The organism is Moorena producens PAL-8-15-08-1 (assembly GCF_001767235.1).
Lineage (GTDB): Bacteria > Cyanobacteriota > Cyanobacteriia > Cyanobacteriales > Coleofasciculaceae > Moorena > Moorena producens_A.
On sequence record NZ_CP017599.1, the window covers coordinates 7,918,821 to 7,937,124 of the forward strand.

Annotated in this window: 3 protein-coding genes; all 3 read right to left on the reverse strand. The window is 42.4% G+C overall.

Annotation, left to right across the window (positions count from 1 at the left end; all coding sequences use genetic code 11):
• Nucleotides 1-2: 2 nt before the first annotated feature.
• The 3 genes from BJP34_RS29060 to BJP34_RS29070 all read right to left on the reverse strand — a co-directional run bounded on the left by BJP34_RS29060 (nt 3) and on the right by BJP34_RS29070 (nt 18,267).
• Entirely contained in the window at nt 3-5,873 is a 5,871-nt protein-coding gene (locus BJP34_RS29060) for a type I polyketide synthase (RefSeq protein WP_070395345.1), read from the reverse strand.
• A gap of 84 nt (nt 5,874-5,957) precedes the next feature.
• Nucleotides 5,958-12,611, reverse strand: a complete 6,654-nt coding sequence (locus tag BJP34_RS29065; protein ID WP_070395346.1) for a type I polyketide synthase — start codon at nt 12,609-12,611, stop codon at nt 5,958-5,960.
• Nucleotides 12,612-12,618: 7 nt separating this feature from the next.
• On the reverse strand, nt 12,619-18,267 hold the full coding sequence (locus BJP34_RS29070) for a type I polyketide synthase (RefSeq protein WP_070395347.1): 5,649 nt from the start codon (nt 18,265-18,267) through the stop codon (nt 12,619-12,621).
• Between the last annotated feature and the right edge of the window lie 37 nt (nt 18,268-18,304).

Below are 18,304 nucleotides of genomic sequence, written 5' to 3' on the forward strand. Positions count from 1 at the left end.
TGTCAGTTACCCTCCTTCAGTAAATTCTTGATTTCTTGTAACTCAGCAGCAATCGCATGATCAACTTTTCCTTGAGTTTCTATCTGCGCAGAATCTAGGTTTTGTGTATTTTGACTGTCATCAAGATCAACTTCTTCTTCGTCTTGCCCCTCTGGCAAAATTTCTTTGATTAAATGTTCCGCTAAGTTTTGGATATTAGAAGTCCCAAACAACTCAGCTGCACTAATCGAGCAACCCAAATTAGAACTCAAGAGATTTCTTAACTCAACTGTTAGCAAGGAATCCATGCCCATGTCAAAGAATCCCAACTCTGGATTGGGCAGTTTGGATTTATCAAATCCCAGCAATTTACCGACTTGAACTTGAAGATAACCGATCAGAATTTGGTTGCGTTCACTCTCAAGTGCTACTGCTAGTTGTTCTAAAAAGTTTTCATCCTTAGTTGTTTCTTTTTGTAGTTTTCTGGAAGCAAAAGCTTCTAAAAATGGAATTGTATATCCTACTGGCAGCTGTCCTAAGAATTGAGGCCAATTTATGGGGAATACTCCTACTTGGCTAACGGGCTGTGATAGCAACTCTCCTAATATCTGCAATCCTTTCTCTGGAGTTATAAGATTCATTCCGGTTGTGCGCAACCGACTTTGATGTTGACTCCCTAGACGAGAAGCCATTCCTCCTTGATCCCAAGCTCCCCAATTAATGCTTAATCCCGGTAAGCCCAAGCTCCGACGATAGTCAGCCAAAGTATCCATAAAAGCATTTGCTGCGGCATAGTTCCCTTGACCAGGTGAACCCAGTAAGGATGCAATGGAGGAAAAACAAACAAAGAAGTCTAGTGGTAGCTTCTGAGTCAACTGATGCAAATACCAAGCACCTTGTACTTTAGGAGCCATAACTTGCCTGAAACGCTCCCAGCTCATCTGTTGTAAAACACCATCATCCAGGAATCCTGCTGCATGAATCACCCCTCGTAATGGTGCTTGAGATGCCTCAATCTGCTTCAGGATACTAGCAACGTCCTCTTCCTTAGAAACATCTCCTAGTATGACTGAGATTTTAGCTCCTGTTTGTTCTAATTGCTGGATAGTTTCCTGAGCTGTTTCTGAGGGAGTACGACGCCCGTTTAATACTATATGTCGTGCCCCCTGCTTAACCATCCATTGGGCTACTTCCAATCCCAATGCTCCCAAACCACCAGTCAATAAGTAACTGCCTTCTGTTCCGAATGCTATCTGTTGCTCTTGCTCTGAAATTGACTTTTGGGTTCGCCTTGCCAATCTAGCGGAATAACGCACTCCTCCACGAATTGCTATTTGGTCTTCATCATCAGGATTTAAAAGTTCCTTACCTAATGCTTCTAAGGCTTCTAAGCTGTTCCTGGTTTGGTCTAAATCAACTCGCCTACATTTCAGCTCTGGGTGTTCTAGTGCTATTACCCGACTCAACCCCCACACTGGTGCTTGCTGTACTGCTAGTTTCGGTTCATTCTCTTCTACATTTTGTGTTCCCTGAGTAACTAACCATAGAGGTACTATTGATGATTGCGAGTTTGACACCAATGCTTGCACTAAATATAGTACGCTGGCACAACCTAGTTCTTGAGCAGCTCCCAACTCTTCTGTTGAGGTATTAATATTCCATAGATGAACTACTCCTTCTAAGGTATCTTGGGTAGTAAACAACTCTTTTATTAGTTGTTGAAATTCTTGTGCATTCGTGGGATTTAGTTGATAGTGTTGGTCATCTAACTGCTTGTAACTAGAGCCTGGGGTTACGATGAGACAATTTTGATTCTGTTTTGCTAAGACCGTTTTCAATGCTTGCGTTTGCTGATCAGCAAATATGAGCCAATTTCCTGGTTTCTTGGGTGATAGCAACTGTTGATGTTTTTTGGTTTCCCACTTCAGTTCGTAAACCCATTGTTTAACAGCTACTTCAGAGTAAGAAGACAGTTGAGCTAGCATTTCTCGGTTCAACTGATAACTTTGCTCTTGTGGTAAATTTTCTTGTTTTTTTGCTGTTAGTAATACATAGCTAGCCAATCCTTTGCTCAGTAATTTACCTAACTGATTATAGGATTGAAAAGCTGACTTAACATTATCGTCATGATTTTGTTCATATAATTCTCTGAGATTTTCTTCAAATTCAGCATCATACAAATAGTTGGATACTTCATGACTAATATCTATAGCACTAATTAATTGCAATTTATTTGGTGAGAGTTGCTCTACCCAATGTTGTTTGGTAATAAAGTAAGATGATGTTTCTTCGTGGTCAATATCAACATCACTATTAGCGATAAAATCTGCCATTACTAATAGACCTTCTTCCTGAAGATGCCTGCTTATATTGGAAAATAACAGCGATTTATCCTTAATATGATGAGCTACTTCAAATCCAAATGCCAGGTTGTAATTATCAGGAAACTCATCTTTTGAACTGTCTCGGTTAAAAATTTGTATCTGCTCTTGCAGTTGATAATCATTAACTTGGTTGGCAGCAAATTTAGCTTGTCCACTAGAAATTGTATAACCGTTTAGTTGTAGGTGTGGGTGATTTTTGGCTAAGGTTATTAAATCCGAGCCATATCCACAACCAAAATCTAACACTTTTTTGGTAGATGAGAAGTCTACTTGTGAAAAACATAGCCTTCTCAACTCTTGCTGTGCCTCTAATAAGGCTGTTTTATGGGTCGGGTTTTGATTAGAGTTAGTCAACATTTTTAGCCAGGAAAAACCGGGAATACTTTCTGGTAATATTCCAAAAGTTAAGAATTGCAGTGAATTATTTTCTTGTTGCTTTTCTTTACTCAATTTTTCTTGACTAATTTCTGCAAAAGAATTGTAATAGTCATAAACTACATTACCTTTAAATTCCAGATAATCTTGGTGACGGTTGACTAAGATTCCTAGCAACTTAGGCAACATTTTTTGTTCGTCTGCAGTTAATTCTGTAGAAAAGCTTAATTCCTGATTCAACCCTTCTATATCACTTTGATTAAGTAAGTCTACAATTAAACTTGAGCTACCATTAACAGCTTTTTGCCCTTGATTTTTGTCAGTATCTATCCAATAACTTTCTCTCTGGAATGGATAGGTGGGTATTGCTACCTTATGACAGGCGTAATCTTGGTCAAACCCTGACCAGTTTACCTTGATCCCTTTCATATATAACTGTCCCAAACTCTGCAACATCTGCTGCCATGCTTCTACTCCAGGGCGCAAGGATGGTAACCAAACACCAACCCCTTCTGGCAGACATTGACGCCCCATACCTAACAAAATTGGTTTGGGTCCGATTTCGAGGAATAACTCATATCCTTCCTGATGTAAAGTTGTCATGCTCTCGGCAAAGCGCACTGGTTGTCGGACATGACTCACCCAATATTCGGCAGAAGTAATTTCTGAGCCCACTTGTTGACCAGTAACATTAGATATTAGTGATATTTGAGGCTGACTATAGGTTACCTGTTTGGCTACTGCTTCAAACTCTGCCAGCATTGGTTCCATCAATCGTGAATGGAAGGCATGGGATACCTGTAGTTGTTTCGTTTTGATGCTAAGGGATTCTAGGTGAGTTGCGATCGCTCCTACTGCTTCTGCTTCCCCAGAAATGACTGTGCTTTCGGGTCCATTGATGGCTGCTATGGCTACTTTTTCTTCTAGGGACATAGCCTTAAATATCTCCAGCACTTTCGACTCTGAGGCGATAACCGAAACCATCTCACCACCTGCGGGCAATTGTTGCATCAAAGAGCCCCTGGCTGCAATTAGTTTGAGGCCCTCTTCTAAGCTGAATACTCCTGCTACTGTTGCTGCTACATATTCTCCTACACTATGACCCATGACCACATCTGGTTGGATTCCCCAAGATTGCCAGAGTTTAAATAAGGCGTATTCTAGGGCAAATAAGCAGGGTTGGGTATAGGCTGTTTGGTCTAGTAAGGATGAATTAGACTGTTCTTGGTTTGCTGGATAGAGAATTTCTAGTAAGGACTTTTCCCGGAACGTTTCTGTACCAAGGAGAATTTCATTACATTGCTCAAGTGCTTTGCGGAATACAGGTGCTTGTTGATACAACTGCCTACCCATATTGACATATTGGGAACCTTGTCCTGTGAATAACAAGGCGATTTTAGGTGCTGTACTGTTGTTTGGCAGTTCTATTGAGTAGATTCCTGTTACCTCTTCTCCCTGTTGGTGCTGTCGGAGTTTTTCCACTAATTCTTGTTGGTTCGAGGCGACAACTGCTAATCTGTTGTTGAAGTGACTTCTGCATGTGTTAGCCGTATAACAAATATCAGCGATTCTTAATTCTGGATAATTTTTGAGATAGTTTTGATAACTATTAACTAAATCATCAAGAGCTGCTTGAGTTTTGGCTGAAAGAGTTAATAGATAAACTGCACGTTCTAGAGTATCTTCTTTTACAGTCGAATTGCCATTATCCTCTACTGTTGCCGATAAGCTGTTACCTTCTTTTGGTGCTTCTTCGATAACCACATGAGCATTAGTTCCACTAAAACCAAAAGAGCTTACTCCAGCGATGCGACTTTTACCATTGGTTTGCCAAGGGGTGAGTTGAGTCGAAACTTGCACTGGTAATTGAGACCAATTAATATAAGGATTGGGTTGCTTAAAATGTAGTGATGGTGCAATCTGTTGATGTTGCAGTTGCAGGACTACTTTCATCAAACCTGCTATTCCTGCTGCTACCTCTAAGTGACCTATGTTAGTTTTAGCGGTACCAACTATTAAAGGTTGCTCTTGGGAGTGGGTTTTTCCAAATACCGTTCCTATCGCTCCAACTTCAATAGGGTCTCCCAAGGAAGTTCCCGTACCATGAGCTTCGATATAACTAACACTTGCTGGGTCTACTCCTCCATTGGATAACGCTTTGCGAATAACCGCTACTTGAGATGGACCATTAGGCACTGTCAAGCCACCACTGGCTCCGTCTTGATTGATCGCAGTTCCACGAATTACTGCCAGAACATTATCCCCATTGGCTACCGCGTCAGAGAGTCGTTTTAAAACAATCACTCCGCATCCCTCTCCACGTACATAGCCATTTGCCGAGGCATCAAAGGTCTTGCATCGACCATCGGGAGATAACATTTTAGCCTGAGAGAAAATAATACTAGTCTCAGGAGATAGAAGTAGATTGACACCTCCAGCTAAAGCCAAATTGCATTCTTGTTGTCGCAGGCTCTGACAAGCTAGATGTAAGGATACCAACGACGAAGAGCAAGCCGTTTCTACTGCCAGATTAGGTCCTGTCAGTCCCAATATGTATGATAAACGACCTGTAGCAGCGCTCGGTGCATTACCTGTACCCCAATAAGCCTGTGGTACTTCACTGGTTGCCAGCTGATTTAAATAATCACTACTACCAATGCCAATAAATACTCCTGTGAGACTATTAAACAATTGGTCAGGGACTATGTTCGCTCTTTCTATTGCTTCCCAACTTACTTCCAGCAATAAGCGTTGTTGGGGGTCTAGACTTTGAACTTCCCGGGGTGAAATACAGAAAAATGGGGCATCGAAGCCATCTATTTGTGAGAGAAAACCACCGTCACGAGTAGAGATTTTGCCCGGAGCATCCGGGTCTGGGTCATAGTAGCTATTAATGTTCCATCGGTTTGAGGGAACTTCAGAGATAGCATCAACCCCATCATTGAGTAGTTGCCAGAAGGATTCTGGGGAGTCTACTCCACCAGGAAAACGACAACTCATGCCAATTATCGCTATGGGTTCCTTGCTTTGAGTTTCGTATTTTTCTAGTTTGGAGCGTGCATCTTTAAGGGCTATAAGCGCTCTTTGTAAGGCTGAGAGTGATTGTTCCTTTTCTTGTTCTTGTTTTAGGTTCATGGTGTTTTCAAAGGATAAGGTTGTATTAAATTTTATAGGTATGATGTTTAGCTTCTTTACTTAAACACCAATAGCCACATCGGTTCAGATTAACTTTTCTAATGCTTCAATTTCTTGCAAAACTGATGCTTCTAGTTCAATTTCTGAAAGTTCAGTGATATCTGATAATTGGGATGAGCCGTCCGCCACAACATCTTCTTCATCTAGTGCTTTTTCTGTTTGGTCTAGATGAGAAGAGAAATCTATCGGCATGACATCATTGGCTAAATACTCTACCAATGCTTCTACTGTAGGATAATCAAATAACAGTGTTGAACTTAAACTTGTTCCTAAGCTTGACTCCAATCGATTTTTTAATTCTACTGCTGTCAAAGAATCTAATCCTAAGTCAAATAAAGGTTGACGCATGCCGATCTTTTGTGTATCTTTCCAGCCTAATGTTTTAGCGATCGCTAAGCGAAGGTGAGTTGTTAATAGCTCGTGACGGTCTGAAACCAGTGCTGCTTCTAGCTCTTCTCTAAATGCCGACTTTTGAGTTAATGATGGTGTTTGGGAAATGAAATCCGACAAAAATGGTATCTTTTGTCCACCAGGAAACTGCCTGATAAATTGTGACCAATTAACCGGGAATACCCCCACTTGGCTTTGAGATTCTGATAATAATGACCCCAATGCCTGCATGCCCCTTTCTGGCTCTATGGCACTTAAGCCCATGCTCTCCATCCGTTGCTGATTTTGAACTGCTAAACTAGCGGCCATGCCTGCTGATGCCCAAGCTCCCCAGTTGATACTCAATCCTGGCAGTCCCATACTGCGACGATAGTGAGCTAGGGCATCCATAAACCCATTCCCTGCAGCATAATTGCTTTGACCTGGTGAACCCAACATAGAAGCTATAGACGAAAAACATACAAAGAAGTCTAAGGGGAAATCTTTGGTTAGTTGATGCAAATACCAAGTTCCTTGGACCTTTGGTGCCATTACCTTGGTAAACTGTGACCAACTCATATTTTGTACTAATGCGTCATCTAACACCCCGGCAGAATGAATTACTCCTTTGAGGGGGGGTAATGATGCCTGAATTTGCTGGAAAATTTTCGCCAGATCTTCTCGTTGAGAAACATCCCCCAGTAATACACTCACAGAGGCTCCAGCTGTTTCCAACTCCTCAATAATTTTTTGTGCGGTTTCCTTCGGAGCACGACGTCCAGTTAAAACGATATTTCTTGCTCCTTGAGTTACCATCCATTGGGCTACTTCCAATCCTAAGGCTCCTAATCCTCCAGTGATCAAATAACTTGCGTCTGCTGTGATAGATTTGGGCTCACTTTGGGCTTCTGGCATGGAAACCACTACCTTGCCTACATGTTTAGCTTGCTGCATGTACCGGAAGGCTGCTGTAATTTCTGTACTAGGAAATACTTTATGAGGTAAGGCTTTGAGTTTTCCTTGGTTCCACTGCTGGGTTAATTCTTCTGATAGTTGCCCAATTAAACCCGGTTGCTGTTGGACTGCTTCTTGTAAATCAAAGGGGAAATAACTCACATCTGGTCGTTTTTCCTTGACTTGCTCTTTTTCCCAAATTCCGATTTTGCCGATTTCCACAAATCTGCCTTTTGGGGTTAATACTGCCAAGCTCTGGGGAATATACTCTCCGTTGAGGCTATTGAGCACGACATCTACCCCTTCTCCTGCCGTGCGTTTCATGATTTCCTCGGCAAAATCTAGGGTGCGGGAGTTCATAATGTGTTTAATGCCCAAAGATTGGAGAAATTCCCATTTGCTTGGACTAGCTGTGGCAAAGATTTCTGCTCCTGCAACTTGGGCTATTTGGACTGCCGCTTGCCCTACTCCACCAGCTGCTGCATGAATTAATACTCGCTCTCCTGGTTGAATTTTGGCTAAGTGCTGCAACCCGTATTGGGCAGTTAGGAATGTCAAGGGTAGAGTCGCCGCTTCGCTGAAACTCATTTGTTTGGGCTTGGCTACTACATACTCTACTGAGGTGGTAATGAAACTGCTCAAGCCATCGTGCAAGAGTAATCCTATTACTTCGTCTCCTACTTGCCACTGTGAAACTTGTTCTCCTACTGCGGAGATTTTCCCAGCACATTCAAAGCCGAATGTTAGTTGCTCTGCGCTAGTAATGTTAAAGTGTTCGGCATAGTAGTCTTTGAGTAATCCGAGGGCATTGAGCACGTCTCGGAAGTTTAGCCCCACCGCTGCTACCTCAATTTCTACTTCATTTGCCAAGGGCGTTTTCCGCTGCATTGGCTGCCAGTTGAGGTTGTCTATGACTCCGTATTCTGACAGTTTTAATTGCACCGGTTGGTCTGCTGAGGTGATTTGGTTTTGCTGTGGTTTTTGTACTAGTCTGGCTACATAGCGACTTCCTTGACGTATCGCTATTTGGTCTTCTACATCTTCTGATAAGAGTTCAGCTACTAGGGAGTCTAATATTTGAGTCTGCTCTAAGTTTGGGTCACAATCTAGGCGTTTACATCCTAATTCTGGGTGTTCTTGGGCAATGACTCGTCCTAGTCCCCATAAGCTTCCATACTCAGGGTTGATTACTTCTGAGTCTGAGATTACCCTTTGAGTTCCTCGGGTGACTAACCACAGTTTTGGGATGGTTTCAGGTTTGCTGTTGATAATTGCTTGCACTAAATGCAGCACTGTGGCACAACTTTGTTCTTGAACTGTTTGTATTTCTAGATTGTCTTTGCTTTCGCTCTCCTGCACTCCCCACAGATACACAATCCGAGTAATCCCTGAATTTTCTGCTAGCAGCTGTTGAAATTGTTCTATACTGGTGGGATTGATTTGATAGTGTTGCTGAGTTAGTTTCTTATAGGTATCTCCTGGTGAGACTCTGATAGACTCGTGACTTTTGCGTTGTAGTGCTTCTACCAGTTGAGTATCCTGTGCGAAAACTAACCATTTGTCAGTTGCTGATGATGGGGTAGTTGATGGTAGGGGTTGGGTTTGCCAGTTGATCTGATAAAACCAATGGCTAATATCTGGTTGCAGGCTTTTCAATAGGGCATCGGCTGTAGTTGCCGTTACTCTTAATCCCTCAATTTCTGCCAGGAGACTTCCCTGATTATCTACTAATTTAATACTTCCTTTTAAAGTCTTTTCTGGTATTTCTACTATCGCCCATACTTGAGTTATTGTCTGACGATACTGTTTTAATTTGTCTATTCCTACTGGCAGATAGGTTTGCTCATTTGTTTCTGTGTTGCCTATAGCATGACCTAGGATTTGTAGAGCAGCATCTAATAGGGCTGGATGTAACTGATAGTCTGTTGCCTGTCCTGCTATTTCCTCTGGTAAGGCTATTTTCCCTAGGGCTTTCCCTTGACCTTTCCACAATTGTTTGATTCCTTGGAAGCTGTTGCCGTAGTCTATCCCTCTTGACTTAAATTGTTGATAATGTTGTTGGATGTCTATTACTTGACTACATTCTCTCTGGTATTGCTCTAGGTCAATTTTGGCTTTGGCGTTGGTAGTTGAGTCTAAAAATATTTTACCTTCGGCATGCAATGTCCACTGGTTTGCCTGTTGATTGTCACCTTCTGATGTACTAAATATCTCAAGCTTATAGCTATTGTTTTCTAAGGTGCTGATTACTGTTTGTACTGTCTTTATGTCTGTTTCTGGTATAACTAACCCTCGCACTATGGTTACATCAGAAACTACGACTTGCTCTCCAGTCGTTAACAAATTTTTCCCAACTGCAGCGGCTATTTCTAAATAGCCTGTGGCTGGAAAGAGCACCTTGTTAAATACTTGGTGGTGACTCAGGTAGGCTGGAGATTCTGCTGTTAGGTATGATTGAAAACGATGTTGATTTTCTATTCCTGCTAGGTTGAGTTTTTCTCCTAGTAACGGATGCAGGTTTTTGGCGGTTGACCCATAGGGTTTTGGTTGGTAGCCATTTTGAGTTTCTACCCAATACCTTTCTCTTTGGAAGGGATAAGTGGGCAATATTACTTTCTCCCGGTTATAGTTTTGGTCAAATTTAAACCAATCTACTTTGCATCCCTGCACATACAACTGTCCTAAACTCGAGAGCATCTGCTGCCATTCATCCACTCCCGGACGTAATGAGGGCAACCACACACCCATATCTTCCGGTAGACATTGACGCCCCATGCCTAGCAAAATTGGTTTAGGTCCAATTTCCAGGAATAACTCATATCCTTCCTGGTGCAGAGTTTTCATACTCTGGACAAATTGTACTGGTTGGCGCACATGATTTACCCAATATTCAGCAGAAGTAATCCTCGAATCTACTAGCTTGCCAGTGACATTGGATATCAGTGGTATCCTAGGCTGATGGTAGGTTATTTGATTGGCTACTGCTTCAAACTCTGCCAACATCGGTTCCATCAATGGTGAATGGAAGGCGTGGGATACCTGTAGTTGTTTGGTTTTGATTCCTGCTGATTCTAGGTGAGTTGCGATCGCTTCTACTGCTTCTGCTTCGCCAGAAATAACTGTGCTTTCTGGTCCATTGATGGCTGCTAGGGCTACTTTTTCTGATCGGGACATCCCCTTCAATATCTCTAGAACTTTCGACTCTGATGCCATCACTGAAACCATTGCTCCACCAGCCGGTAATTTCTGCATTAAAGCTCCCCTGGCTGTAATTAATTTCAGACCATCTTCTAAGCTGAATACTCCTGCTACGGTTGCTGCTACATATTCTCCGACGCTATGACCCATAACGACATCTGGTTTGATGCCCCAGGATTGCCAGAGTTTGAAGAGAGCATATTCTATGGCAAATAGAGCTGGTTGGGTATAAGCTGTTTGGTCTAATAGGGATGAATCTGATAAGTCGTCTGCTGGATAGAGGATTTCTCGTAAGGATTTATTTGGGAACGTTTCTAGGCTACTGAGAATTTCCTCGCATTGGTTAATCGCTTCCCGGAAAGTTGGTGCTTGTTGATACAACTGCCTGCCCATATTGACATATTGGGAGCCTTGTCCTGTGAATAACAAGGCGATTTTAGGAACTGTACTGTTGTTTAGCAGGTTTCCTGAGTAGATTCCGACTACCTCTTCTCCCTCTTGCTGTTGTCGAAGTTTTTCCACTAATTCTTGTTGGTTGGAGGTGACAACTGCTAGTCTGTGGTTAAAGTGAGTACGTCCTGTGTTGGCGGTATAGCAGATGTCGGCTACCCCTAATTCAGGGTGAGCTTTGAGATAATTTTCATAACTACTGACCAACTCATCAAGAGCTGTTTGAGTTTTAGCTGAAAGAGTTAATAGATGAATAGGACGTATTGGTACATCTTTTCCGTTGCCGGTTGCCTTTCCCCCTTGGAGGGACAAAGAGGAGATTTGCCTGTTGCCTTCTTTTGGTGCCTCCTCTACAATCACATGAGCATTAGTTCCACTCAGACCAAAGGAGCTAACTCCCGCGATTCTAGTTTTATCCCCCCGCAACCAAGATCTTGCTTCTGTCGGCACTACTACGGGTATCTCTTCCCAAGGAATTCGTTGATTAGGCTGTTTTAGATGAAGATGAGGAGGAATCTTTTCATTCTGTAAACACAGAATAGTCTTGATTAATCCAGCAATTCCTGCTGCTCCCTCTAAGTGACCAATATTCGTTTTGACAGAACTAATAATGATGGGTAGATCCTGAGGACGATTCTTACCATATACATTGACCAAAGCTTCCACTTCAATCGGATCCCCAAGAGGGGTCCCAGTTCCATGACATTCTATGTAGTCTACCTGAGAAGCCTCAACCTTACTATTAGTTAGAGCTTGTTGTATCAAGGCTTCCTGAGCTAAGCCATTGGGCACTGTCAACCCACTACTCGGACCATCATGATTGACTGCAGAACCTCGTATAAGAGCTAGAATTTGGTCTCCGTCAGCTTGTGCTTCTGACAATCGTTTGAGAACAACTACTCCACATCCCTCTCCTCGTCCATAGCCATCAGCACTCTCATCAAATGTTTTACAACGGCCATCTGGTGAATTCATCTTAGAGCGAGACTGTATTACACTCCCATCGGGAGTGAGCATAAGATTTACCCCACCCACTAAAGCAATGTTGCACTCCTGGTTGCGTAGACTCTGGCAAGCCAGATGGCAGGCTACGAGGGAAGAAGAACAAGCTGTTTCCACACTTAAAGTTGGTCCTTGCAGTCCCAGGGTATAAGCAATCCTTCCAGCTCCAAGAAAAGAGCCATTGCCGGAGGCAGTGTGCCAATCCGCAGGATTTGTTGCCAACTGCCCGTAGTCATGGTTCATCATGCCGACGAAGACTCCTGTTTGACTACCTCTGAGAGCAAGGGGAGACAAACCTGCGTATTCGAGGCTCTCCCAACAAACCTCCAAAAGTAATCGGTGCTGAGGATCCAGCTTCTTGGCTTCGCGAGGAGAAATTTTGAAAAACTCAGGATCGAACTTATCTACATCCGTGATGAAATTGGCAAAGCGGGTATACATTTTGCCTGTGGCATCAGGATTTGGATCGTAATACTGCTCAATATCCCAACGTTCTTTCGGCACCTCAGTGACTGCATCCATCCCTTGTTCCAGTAACTGCCAAAAGACTTCAGTATTCGGTGATTTGGGAAAGCGACACCCTAAGCCAATAATAGCAATGGGTTCTGTATTAGCCTGCTCCAAAGCATTGAGTTTAGCTTTCTTATCTCGTAACTCAACTAAAGCGTCTCTAAGTAATTTGGATTGATCTACTTTTGCCGTCATATTTATACTAAGCCCCCTTATATAATTCATCTGCTAGTAATGCCGCTATTTCATCTGTAGAAAGTTCTGCTAGATCTTCAGTAGGGTTTAGTTCTACAGGAGAAACATCTTCCAATTCTTCAAAGCTGATAGTCTCCAATACATCCTGAGTCAGGTAGTCTACTAAATCATCAATGTTGGCGTAATTGAACAAAGTGGTTGCTGACAAGCGACACCCCAAACTTGATTGCAAGCGATTCCTGAGTTCTGTCAGCATTAATGAATCTATTCCTATATCAAACAATCCAACCTGAGAATCTATTTGCTCTGGATCTGCAATCCCAAGTATTTGAGCAACCTGCGAACGAACTTCCTTAGTCAGTAGCTGGCGACGTTGTTCAGGGGAGACAGCTTCTAAGTGTTTAATAAACCATCCTTCCTGGGATGATTTTGACTGAGAAGGAGCCAAATCCTTAAGCATTGGCATTGTTGTTCCTGCCTGTACCTCGAACCACTGTGACCAATTAATTGGCATCACGCCAACTTGAGGAACTTCGAGTTGTAACAACTTTTCCAAGGCTTGCATTCCTTCATTAAGGCTAATGGATTTTAACCCTGAGTTATGCAAGCGATCTAAGTGCTCATCCCCTAACTTAGCTGCCATGCCTGCTGATGCCCATGGTCCCCAATTAATGCTCAATCCTGGTAGTCCCATACCACGACGATAATTAGCGATCGCGTCCATAAAAGCATTAGCAGCAGCATAGTTTCCTTGACCTGGTGAACCCAACATCGAAGCCATAGATGAGAAACAGACAAAGAAATCTAAAGGTAAATCTTTAGTGAGTTGATGCAAATGCCAAGTTCCTGCTACTTTTGGTGCCATAACTTTCGTAAACTGCTGCCAACTTAGATTTTGCAGTAAGCTATCATCTAATACCCCGGCTGCATGAATTACTCCTTTGAGTGGTGGCAATGAGTCTTGAATTTGGTTGATAATCCTCACGGCATCTCTTTGCTCTGATATATCTCCTGACCAAACACATACTTGACTATCAAGTGCTTCTAAGTTCTCAATGATTTCCCTGGCGGTTTCGGAGGGGGCACTACGTCCAATTAAGACTAGATGTTGAGCACCTTGAGCAACTAACCATTGAGCTACCTGTAACCCTAATGCACCTAAACCACCAGTAATTAGATAACAAGCTTCTGATTGAATTGACAGTTTTTGTGAGCTTAATTTGTGCTGTTGTTGTCGTACTAATCGGGCGACATAACGAATTCCCTGACGAATTGCAATCTGGTCTTCATAATTATTAGACAACAGTTCGTCTACCAACTTGGGAATAGTCTCAGCAAGAGGAGATTTGGAATCTAAATCAACCCTGCAACAGTTTAATTCTGGATGTTCCAGACGAATAACTCGTCCTAGTCCCCACAGAGAGCCGTGGTGGGGTTGGCTCACTTCTGATTCATCTAATACACTCTGAGTTCCTTGAGTAACTAACCACATTGGCATTACATGAATTAGTCCAGTTTTAATTAAGGCTTGCACTAAATGTAGTACCGTACCAGAACCTAATTCTTGGGCTGTTTCTATATCTTTGATAACTACAGGATCACTGGTTTCATTGATACCCCATAAATGCACAATACCTTTGATGTCAGCATTGTCTTGCAGTAGTTGTTGGAATTGTTCAGTAACAGTGGGATTGATTTGATAATGTTGAGCATCTATTTCTTGATAATCTGAACCTGGAGATACCCAAATACAGTTGTGTCCCCTCTGTTGCAACTCCTCTCCAATAAGCTCTGTCAATTCATTCGTCAGTGCAAATACTAGCCAATTACTTGTTTGCTTTTCATTAGATTGGGAACTTAAGAGTAGGGGTTGGGATTGCCAGTTGATTTTATAAAACCAATGACTCAAATCTGCTTCCAGAGTCATCAGCAAGGTATCTGAATTAGCTTTCCTACCTTCAAAACCAATAACCTGAGCAACTAGCTGCCCATGTTGGTCAAACAATTGTATATCGGCTTTGAATTTTTCTCCTGATTGTTTATCTTTCGAGCCACAGGTATAACACCAAAGCAGCTCATTATCAGAACTATTATAGAAAGTAAATTTATCTATACTGAATGGAACAAATGTTTCATTTTTATTGCCAGATTGATCTAAAACAAGTGCGATTATTGATTGAAAGCACGAGTCAACTAGAGTCGGATGTAGTTGATACTTTGTTGCATTCAGAATAGTTTTTGGGACTTTCATTTGACAAAGAACTTCTCCCTCTCCCAACCATACTTGCTCTATCCAACGGAAACTCTGTCCTAAGTGAATCTGTCTATCCCAGAGATGCTGGTAAATTTCTGCACTATCTATTTTTTGGCTACATCTGGCTTGAATTTCTTCTAGAGGTATTAGTGATTGCTCAGCATTAGCAACAGACAATTTCCCTGTGGCATGAACTGCCCAGTCACTGATGTGACTCCCATTGTTTGAAACTTGATTAATCTGTGATTCTAAAGAGTCGTCAAAGCTAATCACTTGACATGAATAGGAGGCATTTTGGGGAGTGAAAGCTACCTGTACGGTTCGTGATCCTTGCTCTGGAATTGCTAGAGCTTGGGGAAAGAGAATATCCTCTAGTTGACATTCAGTTGTGGGTAAAGTTAAAGATGCCGCTGCTAACAAGAGGGAGACGTGACTTGCACCAGGAACTACTACTTGTTCATAGACAATATGGTCTGCTAAAAATGGCAGAGTTTCGGTGCTAAAATGAGACTCAAAAAAGATTTCTTTTGATAAGGGAGATTGAAACTTTTGATTAATCAGAGGGTGGAGCTTGGTTGTAGAGATTGTTTTTCCATCCCAATCATTAGCCGTTTCTACCCAATACCTTTTACGTTGGAAGGGATAAGTTGGTAAAACAATTTTCTGGTGGTTATAATCTCTGTCAAATTCTGACCAATTGACTTGAACTCCATGTACATACAACTGTCCTAAAGTCGAGAGTATCTGTTGCCATTCATCTACCGCAGGACGCAAAGAAGGCAACCAGACACCTACCCCTTCTGGCAGACATTGATGTCCCATGCCTAATAATATTGGTTTGGCTCCTATTTCTAGGAATATTTCTAAACCTTGTTGGTGCAGGGTTTCCATACTAGCAGCAAACTTTACGGGCTGGCGTATATGATTGACCCAATAGTTGGCTGTGGTAATACTATTGTCTACTTTTGTGCCTGTAACATTAGAAATTAGTGGTATTTTTGGTTGATGGTAGGTAACTTGATTAGCTATAGCTTCAAACTCTGCCAACACCGGTTCCATTAATGGTGAATGAAAAGCATGGGATACTTGTAGTCTTTTAGTTTTGACTCCCTCTGACTCTAATTGATTGACAATAGCTGCAATAGCTTCTGTTTCACCAGAAATAACCACACTTTCTGGTCCATTAATTGCAGCAATTGCGACCTTGTCTGTGTAGGGGGTAATCAATTCACGAACTTTTGACTCCTTAGCTATGACTGAAACCATCTCACCATCAGAGGGTAACTGTTGCATTAACCTTCCCCTAGCTGCAATGAGTTTTAGACCATCTTCTAAACTAAAAATTCCTGCTATTGTTGCTGCTACATATTCTCCCACACTGTGACCCATTACCGCATTGGGTTTAATTCCCCAAGATTCCCATAACTTAGCCAAGGCATACTCTATAGCAAATAAGGCGGGTTGGGTATAAGCTGTTTGGTCTAGTAGAGAGGAGCTTGATGATGGTGCATTTTGAGGATAGAGAACTTCTAAGAGTCGATATTCCAGATAGGACTCTAAAATTTGGTCACATTCTTCCAAAGCTTTACGGAAAGTCGGCTGAGTTTCGTAGAGTTGCCTTCCCATATTCACATACTGGGAACCTTGACCAGTGAACAAGAAAACTATTTTCGGTGGATTTTTGCTAGCATGTCCAGAAAATAGTCCAACTACTTGCTCCCCAGTTTCCTGGTAATGTAGTTTTTCTACTAGTTCTTTGCGGTCAGCAGCAATAACCGCTAATCGATGTTTGAAATGAGCTCTTCCTGTGTTGGCTGTATAACAGACATCTTCTAGCTCCAATTCTGGATGATTTTCCAGATAATGGAGATAACTAATGACTAACTCCGCCAGGGCCATTTCTGTTTTCGCTGACAGCGTTAGTAGATTAATTGAACGTTCTAAGCAATCTTCACTGTTGCCTGTTGCCTTCCCCCCTTGGGGGGACACAGGGGGGGGTTGCCGGTTGCCTTCTCTTGGAGCTTCTTCTAGCACTATATGAGCATTGGTGCCACTAATAGCAAAGGAACTCACTCCTCCCACTCGTTTACCACCGGATAATGGCCAAGGTATCAGTTGAGTGGGAACTTCTAGAGGTAGATTCTCCCAATCAATATAGGGGTTAGGATGTTTAAAATTCAGTGATGGTGCAATTTTTTGATGTTGGAGTTGTAGAACTACCTTAATCAATCCGGCAATTCCCGCTGCGGCTTCTAGGTGACCGATATTGGTTTTAACTGAACCAATCCTCAAAGGATGTTCTTGGTTATGTCCCTCCTCAAACACCGTGCCTAAGGCTCTAACTTCCATCGGATCCCCTAAAGAGGTTCCTGTACCATGAGCTTCCACATAACCTACCTGAGATGGTTCTATTTTGGCTGCTTTGAGAGCTTGCTGAATAAGCTTTTCTTGGGCTAGTTTATTCGGCACTGTCAGTCCACTACTAGGTCCATCATGATTAACTGCTGAACCACGAATCACTGCCCAGATTTGGTCACCATCTTTAAGAGCATCAGACAGGCGCTTAAGTACTACCATGCCACATCCCTCTCCCCTACCATAACCATCCGCCGCAGCATCAAAAGTCTTACACCTGCCATCTGGTGATAGAGCCTTCAATTTTGATAGTGCGGTGGTAACGTGAGGAGAGAGCATCAGTTGTACCCCTCCTGCTAAAGCCAGATTAGACTCACCCCGACGTAGACTATGGCAAGCCTCATGTATAGCTACCAGAGATGCTGAACAAGCTGTATCTATTGCTAAAGATGGACCTTGCAATCCCAAGAAGTAAGATAGCCTACCTGCGGCAAAACAAAAGCCATTGCCTGTAGCATCGTAAGGGCTGATATTTTCCAGTTGGTTAAAGCCCAAATCAGCATAATCGTTTTGACCAATACCTAGAAACACTCCTGTGTGGGTATTTTCTAATTGTTGGGGGTTAATTCCCGCTCTTTCTAAAGCTTCCCAAGTTACTTCTAAAAGAAAACGTTGTTGTGGGTCAAGGCTATGGGCTTCTCTCGGAGAGATGCCAAAAAACTCAGGCTCAAACTGATCTACCTGATCCACTAAGGAAGCATGACGGATATACATTTTCCCTGGAGTATCAGGGTCAGGATGGTAAAAATAATCTGGATTCCAGCGTTCAGGTGGAATTTCTCTAACTCCATCTTCACCATTAGCTAACAGTTCCCAGAAGCTTTCTGGAGTGTTGGCATTTCCTGGGAATCGACAACCAATACCAATAATGGCAATAGGTTCACTTTTGGCAAGTTCCATCATCTCCAACTTAGCTTCTGCTTGCTTTAGCGCCAGAAACATCTGTTTGGATAATGATAGTTGCTCTTTGTTGGTAGTCGGTTCCATGAATTTTTATCCTTGACTTATTATTTGACTTTTTGAT

Coding starts and splice junctions, on each gene's coding strand:
- BJP34_RS29060 (WP_070395345.1), bottom strand. CDS start 5,873: ATGAACCTAAAACAAGAACAAGAAAAGGAACAATCACTCTCAGCCTTA.
- BJP34_RS29065 (WP_070395346.1), bottom strand. CDS start 12,611: ATGACGGCAAAAGTAGATCAATCCAAATTACTTAGAGACGCTTTAGTT.
- BJP34_RS29070 (WP_070395347.1), bottom strand. CDS start 18,267: ATGGAACCGACTACCAACAAAGAGCAACTATCATTATCCAAACAGATG.